The organism is Mesoflavibacter sp. SCSIO 43206, from assembly GCF_019904215.1.
Taxonomy (GTDB): Bacteria; Bacteroidota; Bacteroidia; order Flavobacteriales; family Flavobacteriaceae; genus Mesoflavibacter; species Mesoflavibacter zeaxanthinifaciens.
Genome location: NZ_CP063201.1, coordinates 2,476,322 through 2,489,329 on the forward strand (window position 1 = coordinate 2,476,322; position 13,008 = coordinate 2,489,329).

The 13,008-nt window shown below is 30.8% G+C and carries 15 protein-coding genes; 4 read left to right on the forward strand and 11 right to left on the reverse strand.

What is annotated here, in order from left to right:
* The first annotated feature begins 64 nt into the window (after positions 1–64).
* On the forward strand, positions 65–754 hold the full coding sequence (locus INR78_RS11375) for a DUF4294 domain-containing protein (protein WP_223076605.1): 690 nt from the start codon (positions 65–67) through the stop codon (positions 752–754).
* Positions 754–1,380, forward strand: coding sequence for a hemolysin III family protein (locus tag INR78_RS11380; protein WP_027879914.1), 627 nt, complete (start codon positions 754–756; stop codon positions 1,378–1,380). Before INR78_RS11375 ends, INR78_RS11380 begins: the two co-directional genes overlap by 1 nt.
* Positions 1,381–1,427: 47 nt before the next feature.
* Here the strand turns inward: INR78_RS11380 and INR78_RS11385 are convergent, their stop codons facing one another.
* The 5 genes from INR78_RS11385 to INR78_RS11405 form a co-directional block, all read right to left on the reverse strand.
* The gene (locus INR78_RS11385) at positions 1,428–2,447 is read right to left on the reverse strand and encodes a TQO small subunit DoxD (protein WP_223076606.1); all 1,020 of its coding nucleotides are present in this window, start codon (positions 2,445–2,447) and stop codon (positions 1,428–1,430) included.
* Between the two features lie 62 nt (positions 2,448–2,509).
* On the reverse strand, positions 2,510–2,884 hold the full coding sequence (locus tag INR78_RS11390; RefSeq protein ID WP_223076607.1) for a hypothetical protein: 375 nt from the start codon (positions 2,882–2,884) through the stop codon (positions 2,510–2,512).
* 70 nt (positions 2,885–2,954) lie between these two features.
* Positions 2,955–3,383 (reverse strand): DUF4268 domain-containing protein, encoded by a 429-nt coding sequence (locus tag INR78_RS11395; RefSeq protein WP_223076608.1) that lies wholly within the window; start codon positions 3,381–3,383, stop codon positions 2,955–2,957.
* 15 nt (positions 3,384–3,398) lie between these two features.
* On the reverse strand, positions 3,399–4,073 hold the full coding sequence (locus INR78_RS11400; protein WP_223076609.1) for a ZIP family metal transporter: 675 nt from the start codon (positions 4,071–4,073) through the stop codon (positions 3,399–3,401).
* 27 nt (positions 4,074–4,100) lie between these two features.
* Positions 4,101–4,832, reverse strand: coding sequence for a bifunctional 2-polyprenyl-6-hydroxyphenol methylase/3-demethylubiquinol 3-O-methyltransferase UbiG (locus INR78_RS11405; protein WP_223076610.1), 732 nt, complete (start codon positions 4,830–4,832; stop codon positions 4,101–4,103).
* 170 nt (positions 4,833–5,002) lie between these two features.
* On the opposite strand from INR78_RS11405, the gene INR78_RS11410 reads away from it, so the two are divergent.
* A complete protein-coding gene (locus INR78_RS11410; RefSeq protein ID WP_223076611.1) occupies positions 5,003–6,160 on the forward strand; it encodes a class I SAM-dependent RNA methyltransferase in 1,158 nt (385 codons plus the stop codon).
* Here the strand turns inward: INR78_RS11410 and INR78_RS11415 are convergent.
* The 3 genes from INR78_RS11415 to rlmD are packed head-to-tail and all read right to left on the reverse strand — an operon-like array spanning position 6,153 to position 8,910.
* Positions 6,153–6,920, reverse strand: coding sequence for a DUF6048 family protein (locus INR78_RS11415; RefSeq protein ID WP_223076612.1), 768 nt, complete (start codon positions 6,918–6,920; stop codon positions 6,153–6,155). The two genes, INR78_RS11410 and INR78_RS11415, sit on opposite strands and share 8 nt — an antisense overlap.
* Positions 6,886–7,455, reverse strand: coding sequence for a DUF6452 family protein (locus INR78_RS11420; protein WP_223076613.1), 570 nt, complete (start codon positions 7,453–7,455; stop codon positions 6,886–6,888). The genes INR78_RS11415 and INR78_RS11420 overlap by 35 nt, the downstream gene beginning before the upstream one ends.
* A gap of 3 nt (positions 7,456–7,458) precedes the next feature.
* On the reverse strand, positions 7,459–8,910 hold the full coding sequence (rlmD, locus tag INR78_RS11425) for a 23S rRNA (uracil(1939)-C(5))-methyltransferase RlmD (RefSeq protein WP_223076614.1): 1,452 nt from the start codon (positions 8,908–8,910) through the stop codon (positions 7,459–7,461).
* A gap of 242 nt (positions 8,911–9,152) precedes the next feature.
* Here rlmD and rocD point away from each other — a divergent pair, with 242 nt between their 5' ends.
* Positions 9,153–10,433 (forward strand): ornithine--oxo-acid transaminase, encoded by a 1,281-nt coding sequence (gene rocD / locus INR78_RS11430; RefSeq protein WP_106678394.1) that lies wholly within the window; start codon positions 9,153–9,155, stop codon positions 10,431–10,433.
* Positions 10,434–10,499: 66 nt separating this feature from the next.
* On the opposite strand, the gene INR78_RS11435 is transcribed toward rocD, so the two are convergent.
* The 3 genes from INR78_RS11435 to INR78_RS11445 form a co-directional block, all read right to left on the reverse strand.
* The gene (locus INR78_RS11435; RefSeq protein WP_223076615.1) at positions 10,500–10,841 is read right to left on the reverse strand and encodes a CCC motif membrane protein; all 342 of its coding nucleotides are present in this window, start codon (positions 10,839–10,841) and stop codon (positions 10,500–10,502) included.
* Between the two features lies 1 nt (position 10,842).
* A complete protein-coding gene (locus INR78_RS11440; RefSeq protein WP_223076616.1) occupies positions 10,843–11,133 on the reverse strand; it encodes a DUF2752 domain-containing protein in 291 nt (96 codons plus the stop codon).
* 85 nt (positions 11,134–11,218) lie between these two features.
* Entirely contained in the window at positions 11,219–12,997 is a 1,779-nt protein-coding gene (locus INR78_RS11445; RefSeq protein ID WP_223076617.1) for a T9SS type A sorting domain-containing protein, read from the reverse strand.
* Positions 12,998–13,008: the final 11 nt, after the last annotated feature.

Sequence of the window (13,008 nt, forward strand, 5' to 3'; positions counted from 1 at the left end):
AAGTGTTAATTATTAATTTTGTATTAACATCTAAATTTGGAATGGTTTTAGCAGTATTACTACTATGAAAAAATTGCTTTTTTTAAGTTTTTTATTTCCTCTTTATCTTTTTGCACAAGAAGAAGAGGAGATAGTTAACGATACTACAGATGTTGAATTTATAATTATAAAAGGCGACTCTATACCGCAAAAATCTATTTATTTAGATGAAATACTTTTACTACCTAGTCTGCATTTTAACAGTAAAGAAGAAAAATATAAGTACTATATTTTAAAACGAAAAACACTTAAAGTTTACCCTTACGCAAAATTGGCTGCAGAACGATTAGAAACCTTAACAGCGCGTTTACAAACACTAGATAAAAAGGGTCAAAAACGTCGTTATGCAAGAAAAGTACAAAAATATATAGAAGAAGAATTTTCTGAAGAGCTAAAAAAATTAACGCGTACCGAAGGTCAAATTTTAGTCAAATTAATACACCGACAAACGGGTCAAACTACATTTGATTTAATTAAAGAATTACGTAGTGGTTGGAGAGCATTTTGGTTTAATACCACAGCAAGTATGTTTGATATCTCTTTAAAACGAGAATTTGATCCAATAGATGTTAAAGAAGATTTTTATATAGAAGATATTTTAATAAGAGCTAAACAACAAGGCTTATTAGAACTACGTGCGCCATCTGTAGAGTTTGATTATTTTGAACTAAGCGATAAATGGGCAGATAAAAAACCAGCATCAACAGAAAATTAATGAGGAAACAAACACCTTTTGAAGAAAAACTTAACGCTTTAACACATGCAATTGGTGCTGTTTTTGGTATTGTAGCATTAGTTTTATTGATCATTTTTGAAACTAAAAAAACAGAGTTTAGTTTATTTAGTGTTGTTGTTTATGGTATTTCAATAATTATATTGTTTACAGCGTCTACAATGTACCATAGTTTTACAGACGAGAAAAAGAAACACTACTTCAGGATAGTTGACCACATTAGTATTTATCTATTAATAGCAGGAACTTATACACCAGTTTTACTTATTACATTAGAGCAGAGTAAAGGTTGGTTGCTATTTTATATTGTATGGGCTATTGCTGGATTTGGTGTTATTTTAAAATTATTTTTCACAGGTAAATTCGAAGCCTTTTCAACTATTTTATATTTAGTCATGGGTTGGCTTATTGTATTTGATTTTTCAACTTTAAATAGTCTGATGCCTGCAAACGGAATAGTATTATTAATGGCTGGCGGATTAGCTTATACCGTTGGTATTGTTTTTTATGCTATAGAAAAAATACCCTACAATCATGTAATATGGCACCTTTTTGTATTGGCTGGTGCTATTTGTCACTTCTTTATGGTATTGTTTTTTGTGGTTTAAAAACAACGATTTACAATATGTAAACCGTTGTTTTCATTATAATGATACTATTTGTTTTTTATAGAATATTCCCAGAAAGCACCGCTAATATCTGTTAGTTTGATAGTGTAGTTTCCTTTAGGAAGTTCAGTAAAAATATCATCTTTAAAAGTCAATTTAGCTTTGGCGCCTAACGGTAGGATAAGGCTATGTTTGCCAGATTTGACTTTGGCTATGTAGTAATTAGAAATGTTTTTATCATTTAGTTGTGATAAGGCATTTTGGTCTAGTTGAAATACTTTTTGGTTTTGATTATCTAATAGTTCTAATTTAATAATCCAAGCGCCATAAACATCAACACCTTCAGTTCTAAATACATCAAAACTAATTGTATTATGGTTAAATAATCCTTCTGTAATTTCAACTTTAGGTTTTATAGATTTATTATGAAGTGTTCCCCATAATCCACCATGAAAGATTTGATTGGTAGCTAATGTTAAACCAAAAATAAATAAAGATCCAATTAAAACAACTTTAGAGAAGTTACTATTTTTAATAGGAATGTTACCAGACCCTAGCCAATTAAACCATTTCTTTTTGGTAAAAGATATATTCTTATTTAATAAATAATTGTCTAGCGCATATTTGCCACTACCAGTTAAAAATAGTACAAAACCTGTGGCTATACCTAAAATACCTATTTGCCATTCGTCTAGACAAGTTGTACCTATCCAACCTGATGCTAAAAGAATACCTAAAGCTAAACTAAAGACACCAATACTCATCAATCTTGTAAATAGACCAAACATGATAAATAATCCAAAAATACCTTCAATTATGGTAAATACAACCATATTTACCCATAGTGCATCTGGATTTTCAACTAGATATTTAATAATAGGTTTTATGCCTAACGCATGTGGTAAAAAGTGATTAAATTTTACACCAATATATCCAGCTAATTCTGGATCTAATTTTTCGGCTAATACAGTTCGTCTCCAAAATGCAGAAAAGTAGGTCCAACCTACAACAAGTCGTAATGCTAAAGCCATTAGCCCAGCATCATTTTTTAAATTTATTTTATTCATTTTTATTATCTGTGAGTTATTATTTATGTTTCACGATTTAACGTGTTTTATGGTATAAATAATTACAGATAATCTTTAAAATTTTGGTATAAAATATAAAGTGGAAGAGGAGCAGTAGAAGTAGTTTGTGCTGCTTGAAGTTGTGTGTTTAAGCTTTTATTTTCAACTAATACAAAATTATAATTGAATGCATTAGGAAGTATTGCAATCTGTTGCGAATTACTTTTTGATGTTGAAAGTTTTATAACGTTAACCTCTAAATAGTCACAACTGTAGTTGCTAAAAGTAGATTTGTTTTTGTTAGAAACTTCAGTTTGAGGTAAACCAAGTTCTGCTTGAAAAAAATTACGAACCTTACACGGCGATACTAATAATAAAAAAGCAAGGCTAACTACAGATAACCATGATATTATTTTATTAGTTGCGCTTATTTTCATGTTATAAAAGTACTAATAAGGTTTTGTGTGGCTTATTAAACTTTTCTTAATATTAGGTTATTGATTAAAATTACCCTTCAATAATATCCTTATACTCTAAAAAGAAGGCTTCAAAACGACTCATAATGTCATTAAAAAATACCATAACTTCCTGCCATGTGTTTTTGTTATGGATAGATACTTTATGTCCTAAGAGGACATAGACACGAGAGATTTCTTTTCCATTTTCTAAAAAAAATTCTTCTTCATATATGGCTTCTGGTAAAAACTCATCTTTTAAAATAGATTGAAGTGCTACCAGTTTTTCCCAATATTTAATACGATGTTCTAAGCTGTCTTCAAGATCTAATGCAACTAAAGCTTTTTTATTGTCAAAATGAAATTTAAAGCTAACACCTTTAAGTTTGGTGTTGTATAAAATCCATTTTCTAGGAAAAGATTTACCAAAACTGGTCCAAAATTCTTGTTTTAATTGCCTTGATTCTTCTTTAGAAAACATAGTTATAGTTGATTTTTAGACAAAATAAGCAATAATAATTGCTAAAACAATGGAGCTTAATTTAACGATATTAAATTTATGTCCTTCATTACTTTCAAATAAAATTGTGGTACTAATGTGTAAAAAGATACCAATAACTAAAGCTGAAATTTCATAAAAATAAGTGGTGAAAAACTCAAAATTTTCTGATAAAAATGTACCTAATGGCGTCATAATAGCAAACAAACCTAAAAACAAAAAGATTTTTGGATTACTAATTTTAGAGCTAATAAAAAACGAACTTAAAATGATAGCAACGGGTAATTTATGAATAATAACACCGTATAATAGTTGCTCGTGCGCATGGATAGGTATACCTTCTAAAACGCTATGCATACTTAAGCTAACAAATAACAACCATGGAAAATCAACACTATCTTTGTGGATGTGTACGTGTCCGTGTTCTGCACCTTTAGAGAAAAATTCTAATACAATTTGCAATAAAATACCAGCCATAATAAATAGACCAATAGGCTTATCGTGATTGTGATGGTATACTTCTGGCAAAAAGTTAAAAACGGTGATAGATAATAAAAAAGCACCACTAAAAGCTAATAATAACTTGAGGTTAGTTGATTTTTTAGGTTTAAAAATTAATACAATTAAAAAACCTAAAACAACACTTAATATGGGTAATATAATATTTAACATAAAGAAGACTTAGCGGTCGTGTTTAGATTATTTAAAAATCATGATTAATCTTTCAGAGTTTTTAGCATCAAATTTATTTAGCTTATAATCTCCAAATACGTCTAATAAATTTACATCAGCTTTTTCAAATAATTTTTCAAAATCATTAAGAGTAAAGGCTTTTACACGTTCTTGAAAGTGGTAATCTTCATCTTCAAAAGTAAAAGAAATATCTTTAATTATGTAACCGTTTTCAACACGACGTTCTTGTAAAAAATCAATGCCATCAACAGTTTTGGTGTTTTTTTTAACCAAATTATCAATAACGTAGTTGCTATTCATAAAATCAATAACACCAAAACCAAACTCGTTTAAATTAGCTTTAATAGCTTTTATGGTCGATAGGTTGTCAATTTCATTTTCAAAATAACCAAAACTTGTAAATAGATTAAACACAGCATCAAAAGTTTCGCCGTAAGGCTTACACATATTATGTACATCAAAATGTAAAGTTTCATTTTCAAACTGTTTGGCAAATGCAATACTATTTTCAGATAAATCTGCACCAATAACATTGTAGCCAAGTGTATTTAAAAAGATACTATGTCTGCCTTTACCACAAGCTAAATCTAACACCTTTGCTTGTTCAGGTAAATTTAGATAGTTGGTTAAATTGGTCATAAAAGTTTCCGCTTCGGCATAATCGCGGTCTTTATAAAGTATATGATAAAATGGAGTGTCAAACCAAGAGGCATACCATTTTTTAGTACTATTTGTCATAAAATTAATTTTGGGGTTTAAACTTTCGCTTAAGCTACAGTTTATCAGGCTTTCGCAACTCGCTCTTTTCAAGGAGCTCAAACAAATTGCTCAATCCTTAACCCAATTATCAACAAAGGTTATGTTTCCGGCAAAAATACTCTATTTTTGCAAAGTATTAGACGTTTATAATGGAAGAAAATTTCAACATGGTAGCCAAAACCTTATTTGGTTTTGAAGATTTATTGGTAAAAGAATTAAAACAACTTGGTGCACAAGATGTTAAAGCAGGTGTACGTAACGTATCTTTTGTTGGTGATAAAGGCTTTATGTATAAAGCCAACTTGGGTTTACGTACAGCTATAAAAATCTTAAAACCAATAAAAACGTTTAGAGTATCTAACGAAGACGATTTATACAAACAAGTGTATAATATTAAATGGGAAAAATACTTAAAAGCTACAGGTAGTTTAGCAATAGATGCTACAGTACATTCTAAACATTTTACACACTCAAAATTTATTGCTTTAAAAACAAAAGATGCTATTGTAGACCGTTTTAGAGATAATGGCGGTGTTAGACCAAATGTAGATTTACGTTATCCTGATTTAAAAATTAATGTGCACATAGATCGATCTGTTTGCACAATTTCTTTAGATAGCTCTGGTGAGTCGTTACACAGACGTGGTTATAAATTAGCAACTAATATTGCGCCTATAAATGAAGTTTTAGCAGCAGGTTTAATTATGTTATCTGGTTGGGATGGACAAAGTGATTTTATGGATCCAATGTGTGGTAGTGGTACTATGTTAGCCGAAGCAGCTATGATAGCTTGTAATATTCCACCAAATTTAATGCGAAAAGAATTTGCTTTTGAACGTTGGGAAGATTGGGATGTTGATTTATTTGAAAAAATTGAAGAATCTTTATTGAAGAAAACAAGAGATTTTCATCATAAAATTATTGGTTATGATAAGTCACCAAGTGCTGTGCATAAAGCCAAAGAAAATATTAAAAACGCACATTTAGACGAGTTTATAACCATAAAACACGAAGACTTCTTTAAAACCCAACGACCTGGCGGAGAGCAAAAGTTACATATGGTTTTTAATCCACCTTATGGCGAGCGTTTGGATATACAAATGGAGCAGTTTTACAAGCAAATAGGAGACACCTTAAAACAAAATTATCCAAATACAGATGCTTGGTTTATTACTTCTAATTTAGAGGCTTTAAAACATGTAGGCTTAAGACCTTCTAGAAAAATTAAATTATTTAACGCAAAACTAGAGTCTAGATTAGTTAAATATGAAATTTATGCAGGAAGCAAAAAAGCTAAGTTTAATTAGTAGTATCTTCTTCAGTATTTTCAGGTAATTCTTTAGTCTTCTTTTTCTTTGTGTTACCCTTTTTAAATAAAGGAATCATGTAAGAAATAGTATACCCATATCCAACACCAATACTGTTAGAGTCATAAGTCTTATAAAAACCTGGGACATATAAGTTTTGCATGTTTTCAGGTTCATCTTGACTTATCATACTTTTTAATTGTCCGTTAATACCAATGTATAAATTGTTTAGTACTTCGGCTTTAATACCTAATTGAAGTTCTACCCAAATAGCAGATAAACCACTAAATTTTACGCTTTCGTTGGATGAGTTTTGTTCGCCCCAATATTGATTGGTGTTATACACTGTGTAATTATTTCTGGTTTGGCTAAATGTGCTAGCTCCAACTCTAAAACCAGCATAAATCATATTATTCATTCCGTACCAGTTATCGTACATGTTATAATCTGCACCAGCTTTAAAATAACTACCAGAAGCAGTCACACTTAGATAATCGTTGGTGGTTGTTTTTTCTTCATTACCTATTTCACCTGCTAGATACCAACTTTTTGTTAATCGGTAATCCCCAACAATTTCAAATCCTTTATACTCATCATCTACAGCAGACCTAATTAATTTTCCTGCATCTAGACCAATACGTAAACCGTATTCTAGCTTGTTTTTGTTTTCTGTTGGTATTTGTATTGTGTCTTGAGCGTTAGAAGACCAAACGCTACAAACAAGACTAATGAGAAAAAGTGTAGTGTGTAATAGTTTCATCTTCAATTGTTAAATTATCGTTTTGTGGTATTGTTTGAAAAATCCATTGACCATCAGTACCTTGATCTATTGTTACATTTGTATTAACAAAAATAGTTTTGTAGCCACAAGCTCTAGATACATAAACATCACTTCTTGAATAGTCAATTGTGACTAGATCTTGGTTTCCTGTAAAGAAATCGTCAGATAAATCATCAGGTGTCCCATTGTTATCTATTTCAAAATCACTAATTAATATAAAGTAAGTTTGATCGTTAGTTGTTCTTAAAGGTAAAAATACTTGGTTAGTATCTTCTCCTGTGGCGCTTCTTAAATTTGAACCTTCTGGAACACTTGTATCTAAAGGAAACACACTTGGGTCTTCAATACCTAAAACAACTAAATTAAATACATTTTTAGAATTTTCTAAAATGCTATTGTCTACAAAGTCAACAATCATATTTGGTGTTGTAGGAGAGCTTTCTGGACATAAATCGTCACGTTCGCAAGTGGTTAAAAGCGGTAACACCAAAAATAGCGTTAATAGTTTTTTCATAATTTATTTTTCAAAAAGTACAACCGTTTCTATGTGTGATGTGTGCGGAAACTGGTCGACTAGACTTATCTTTTTTAGTTTAAAACCTGCATTGATCAAGGTTTCTGTATCTCTTGCTTGTGTTGCAGGATTACAAGATACATAAACCATGCGTTTTGCATTTAAATTTATGATTTTATTTAAGGTTTTTGGTGCAATGCCAGAACGAGCAGGATCTAATATTATTGTTTGAATTTTGTTTTGGTATTGTGGATATTTGCTTAAAAATTTACCAACATCTTCAGCATAAAACTCAAGACCGTCAATATTATTTCTTTTAGCATTTAGTTTAGCATCTTCTATTGCCGAAGCTACAATATCTACACCAATTATTTTAGTATTATTACTTTTTGAAGCAATAATTTGTCCAATAGTACCAGTACCACAAAATAGATCTAAAACTACTGAGTTATCTACAGCTTCTTTATCTTCTAAAGCATAATCGACTACTTTTTGATATAATTTTTCGGCAGATTTTGGATTGGTTTGAAAGAAGCTTTTCATGCTAATTTCAAAGTTTAATCCAAGTAATTCTTCAACTATTTTATCTTCACCATAGATAAGTGTAATACTACCTGAAGTTGCTATTGTACGATCGCCTTGTTCGTCATTTATGGTATGTAAAAGCCCGGCAACTCTATCTTTAAAAAGTGATACTAAAAACTGTGCAAATGCATCTAAATCAAATTGATCTAATCCATTAGAAGTGGTAACCAAATTAAATAATAGTTGATTAGTTTTATAAGATTTTCTAACCACTAAATATCTAAAAAAGCCTTCACGTTTTGGTGCATGCCAAGGAGCTAAATGTGTAGCTTCGCAATAATCTTTAATTTTTATTAAGTTGTCTTCTAATTCTTTATCAAAAAGACCACTATCTTTATCAAGATTATCACCAATCCACCATGTACCACGACGTTTAAAACCAAGAGTAAACTCGTCTACGTCTGTGTTTTTATCATGATCGTATCCAATTGCAGAAAAACTATATTCCATTTTATTACGATAATGAAATAGGTTAGGAGACGCCACAAACTCATCAAAATAGTCTTCAATTTCAGGTACTTTTCCAATTTTTTTAAACAAATCCATAGTACTTGTGTACTTGTATTGGTGTTGTTTTTCGATTGGTAAATTAATGTATGGCGCGCCAGAAATTTCGTGATAGTTTGATTGAACTTCATCTGGAGATTTTTGTAGCACATCAATCAACTTACATTCGGCATATTTCTTTTTAGATTTTACCACACGCGCTTTAACCTTTTGACCAGGTAAAGTGTTAGGTACAAAAAGTACAAAGTTTCCTAATTCGTTACTTATACGGGCAATTCCTTTACCTCCAAACGCGTAGTCTACAATATCTAAATCGATAAGCTGACCACGTTTTACAAATTTATTTCGATCTCTTCTAGACATGCTGCAAAAGTAAGCAAAGCAATTTCGATTTTGGAAATTAGAATTATGATTTTTTAACTTTTTTAAGCTTAAAAACATATTATCATTAAATCCACTTAAAAAATGTTTTTAAAGGCAGGTAATATTTATTATTTTGCAACCTCTAGGGATGATTTCTTTCCCACGCTGAATTTTCGAGACTTTTCGAAAGGATAAAGGTAGATAAGGAATGGTTATTTTTTTCACTTTAAAAATTTATAAAAATGGCTGTTTTAGACCAATTAACATCGCAAGAAGCGATGGATTTAGAAAACAAGTATGGAGCACATAATTATCATCCATTACCAGTAGTATTAAGTAAAGGCGAAGGTGTTTACGTTTGGGATGTAGAAGGTAAGAAATATTACGATTTTTTATCGGCTTACTCTGCAGTAAACCAAGGACATTGTCACCCAAAAATTGTAGGTGCAATGACCGAGCAAGCAAAAAACTTAACCTTAACCTCAAGAGCATTTTATAATGACATGTTAGGTCGTTATGAAAAATATGCGACTGAGTATTTTGGTTTTGATAAGCTATTACCAATGAATACAGGAGCTGAAGCTGTAGAAACTGCTTTAAAAATCTGTAGAAAATGGGCTTATGAAGTTAAAAACATCGATGAGAATGAAGCTGAAATAATTGTTTGTAAAAACAACTTTCATGGACGTACAACAACTATCATTTCATTTTCAAACGATCCTGTAGCACGTAAAAATTTTGGTCCGTATACTAATGGATTTATTAAAATTGATTACGATAATTTAGAGCAATTAGAAGACGCTTTAAAAAACAACAAGAATGTAGCAGGGTTTTTAGTAGAACCAATACAAGGAGAAGCTGGTGTGTATGTACCAAGCGAAGATTATCTATCAAAAGCAAAAGCACTTTGCGAAAAATACAATGTATTATTTATTGCAGACGAAGTGCAAACAGGTATTGCACGTACAGGAAGATTATTAGCAACCTGCGGTAACTGTACCTGTGAGGATAAAAATTGTTCTGGTACACCAGAAGTAAAACCAGATGTTTTAATTTTAGGTAAAGCTTTAAGTGGTGGCGCTTATCCAGTAAGTGCTGTTTTAGCAAATGATAATGTGATGAACGTGATTAGACCTGGTAACCACGGAAGTACTTTTGGAGGTAATCCAGTTGCAGCAGCAGTAGCAATAGCAGCTTTAGAAGTTGTAAAAGAAGAAGACTTAGCACAGAAAGCTTTTGATTTAGGTGAATTATTTAGAGCAGAAATCAATAAATATATAGAAACTAGTAACATTGTTAATTTAGTAAGAGGAAAAGGTTTACTAAACGCAATAGTTATTAATGATGATGAAGACAGTGATACCGCTTGGAATATCTGTCTAGCATTACGTGATAATGGCTTACTAGCAAAACCAACACATGGAAACATAATTAGGTTTGCACCGCCATTAGTAATGACTAAAGAACAATTATTAGATTGTGTATCTATCATTACAAAAACTTTAGAAGCTTTTGAAAAATAAAAGCTTTATTTTCATAAAAAAAGGCGACCCATTTGGTCGCCTTTTTTGTTTTATAAGAATATGTAATTATTGAGCAGCTTGTTGTGCTTCATACTGTTCCATTGTTTGTCTAAATTGTTCTTGTATCTCGTCCCATCCAACAGTATAAATTCTGTAAATTGTAACTAATAAATAGATAACGTTAATAATAGTTATTATTAAAGCTACCGTTTTAGCTGTTTTCATTTGGTTATATTGTTTAGGACCTGCTTCGTAATTTTCAGGGTTTAACTGTGCATTTTTTAAAGAGTTATTAGCTACTAAAAATCCTGAACCAGATAGGATAAAACCTAATCCGCCAAAACAGCAGCATAATAAGCCGACAATTGAAAGTACATAAACTAAGGTTGGGTTGAGTCTTTTTTTCATTTTAAGTGTGGTTAATTAAATTATATATAAAGTTAGTTAAAATTAAAACAATACTAATAATAGCTAATATAGAAATGATTTTTGTTGAATATTTAAATTTATAGAAAACAGATACTAATATAACTATGCCAAGAAGAGATAGCGTGTAGATTGCAGGATACATCAAAAATCCATCCACCAATTTACCTTGAGATACTAAAGTGACAGATCTTTGTATACCACAACCAGGACATTCAAATCCTAAGACTTGCTTATTCATACAAGGTAGCATGTAGTTGTTTAAATCTTTCATTTTACTATTTGAAATTTAAATTTAGTAAAATAAAAAAGGCTTTTACAATTTGTAAAAGCCTTTTTAAATAAAATTTTATATCTATCTACTTATTATTAGCTACAATAACCTTTTTAGTTGTTGTATTACTGTTAGAAAGCGTCGTTTGTACTAAGTACACACCATCACTTAAGTTTTTAGTAGAATAGCTTAAACGCTCGTTGTTGTTTTTTACAATTTTGTTAAAGATAATTTTACCAGAAACATCGTATAGTTTGATGTTTTCTATGTCAAGTTTTTTAGGATTTAAAACTACTAATTCAGATGTATTGTTGTTTTGAATCACGTTAAAGTTGTTCTCTGCAAACTCATCTGTAGATAACGTATTAGCTTCTACAAAAACAACTTCAAATCTATCAGTATAATTACCAGCAGGTAAGTTAATTTCAAAATTTTGAGACTGTAAGTTTACGTAAGTATCATTTACTTTATCATGTATGTAAATTGGTTGATTATTATCAAAATTTTGCACATCAAATATTCTAAATCTTATTAGTTGTTGTGCATTAAGATTTAAAACAACAGGTATAGCTAAATTTAAATCATAAGCATTAGCTTGAGTTACTAATTTTTTACTGTTTTGTGTCCAATACGCATCAGAGTTTAGTGTACTATACATATTACTCTCTAACCCATAATCCTCGTTTGGTGTTGCAGTATGATGGAAGTTTTGTAATAATTGACGTGTATAGGTTTCGTTAAAATCTATATTTAATCTAAAACGTTTGTAATCTGCTGGTAAAACATCAGATCCGTTAGTTGTAGATTGACCATTTTGATTAGTAGCAGACTCATTCTGTTGTGCTGTTCTAAAAAATTCACTGTCAGCACCAGATTCTCTGTAATAAGTACGATGGCTATCAGAAATTAATAAATTACCATTAGCACTACCTTTAACCATAAACCCTTGTCCAATAGGTATATATCTATATACTTCTTTACCTGATGTAGAAGGTGTTCCTGTTGTATTTACAGTACCATCTGCATTATAAGTTTTAAATGTGGCAGGTGTAAAAGAACTAACATCTCCTGCAGCATTTATAGTAAACGAAGCATAGCCTCCAGAATAGGATGTTAGATTGTGAGATGCAATAGATTGGTCTTGCTCCCAAAAGTATAAAGAGGCAGAATCTAAAAAACCAGTATTGGCAGGATCATGTATAAACGCTACTGCATCTAAAGCAGAAGGGTAAGGGGTACCAATTAAAGTTTCTTGACCAGTAAGAACAGCAACACTTATTTCCCCTTCGTTAGGTTTTCCTCTAAAATCGTATTGTTGGTTACCTGCATCTGTTCCTTTCATAGTAAAACCGTATCCTGCGTTTACAAAACCAGATTCTCCAACATAATCCCATGCACTGTAATCTGTGCCTGGATCATATTTCCAAATCCAATAATCTTCTATATTTAAAGGAGAACTTGTTCCGTTATATCCTGTTGTACTGTAACCAGCAAGATTACTGTTAGTTAGATCTACAACGTCGTAAATGTTTTTGTTAGGTGTAAATGCTCTGTTACCAGTACTGTTTGCGTCAACATTTCCTACAGGAGAAGCCCAATAATTGTAGGCATATTGATTTACAGTACCTTCTTGATAGACACTAAGTTTACCAACACCAGAGTTGCCAGTGTTACCAGACCCTTGTAATAATTGTGCTTCGTTTCTTAAATAGAACGTTGAGTTTGCTTCTGTAAGATTAACATCATCTTCTACATAAACTTCGATATCTGAAGCAAAAATGAAAGCATCATTTCTAACTGTTAATTGTGCTAAAGACAATTGACAGAATGTAAATGATAAAAAAGTTAAATAAAATAATTTCATAGTAATATAAA

Bases quoted from the DNA above. Each gene is read 5' to 3' on its own strand.
- INR78_RS11375 (WP_223076605.1), top strand. From the start codon at position 65: ATGAAAAAATTGCTTTTTTTAAGTTTTTTATTTCCTCTTTATCTTTTT.
- INR78_RS11380 (WP_027879914.1), top strand. From the start codon at position 754: ATGAGGAAACAAACACCTTTTGAAGAAAAACTTAACGCTTTAACACAT.
- INR78_RS11385 (WP_223076606.1), bottom strand. From the start codon at position 2,447: ATGAATAAAATAAATTTAAAAAATGATGCTGGGCTAATGGCTTTAGCA.
- INR78_RS11390 (WP_223076607.1), bottom strand. From the start codon at position 2,884: ATGAAAATAAGCGCAACTAATAAAATAATATCATGGTTATCTGTAGTT.
- INR78_RS11395 (WP_223076608.1), bottom strand. From the start codon at position 3,383: ATGTTTTCTAAAGAAGAATCAAGGCAATTAAAACAAGAATTTTGGACC.
- INR78_RS11400 (WP_223076609.1), bottom strand. From the start codon at position 4,073: ATGTTAAATATTATATTACCCATATTAAGTGTTGTTTTAGGTTTTTTA.
- INR78_RS11405 (WP_223076610.1), bottom strand. From the start codon at position 4,832: ATGACAAATAGTACTAAAAAATGGTATGCCTCTTGGTTTGACACTCCA.
- INR78_RS11410 (WP_223076611.1), top strand. From the start codon at position 5,003: ATGGAAGAAAATTTCAACATGGTAGCCAAAACCTTATTTGGTTTTGAA.
- INR78_RS11415 (WP_223076612.1), bottom strand. From the start codon at position 6,920: ATGAAACTATTACACACTACACTTTTTCTCATTAGTCTTGTTTGTAGC.
- INR78_RS11420 (WP_223076613.1), bottom strand. From the start codon at position 7,455: ATGAAAAAACTATTAACGCTATTTTTGGTGTTACCGCTTTTAACCACT.
- rlmD (WP_223076614.1), bottom strand. From the start codon at position 8,910: ATGTCTAGAAGAGATCGAAATAAATTTGTAAAACGTGGTCAGCTTATC.
- rocD (WP_106678394.1), top strand. From the start codon at position 9,153: ATGGCTGTTTTAGACCAATTAACATCGCAAGAAGCGATGGATTTAGAA.
- INR78_RS11435 (WP_223076615.1), bottom strand. From the start codon at position 10,841: ATGAAAAAAAGACTCAACCCAACCTTAGTTTATGTACTTTCAATTGTC.
- INR78_RS11440 (WP_223076616.1), bottom strand. From the start codon at position 11,133: ATGAAAGATTTAAACAACTACATGCTACCTTGTATGAATAAGCAAGTC.
- INR78_RS11445 (WP_223076617.1), bottom strand. From the start codon at position 12,997: ATGAAATTATTTTATTTAACTTTTTTATCATTTACATTCTGTCAATTG.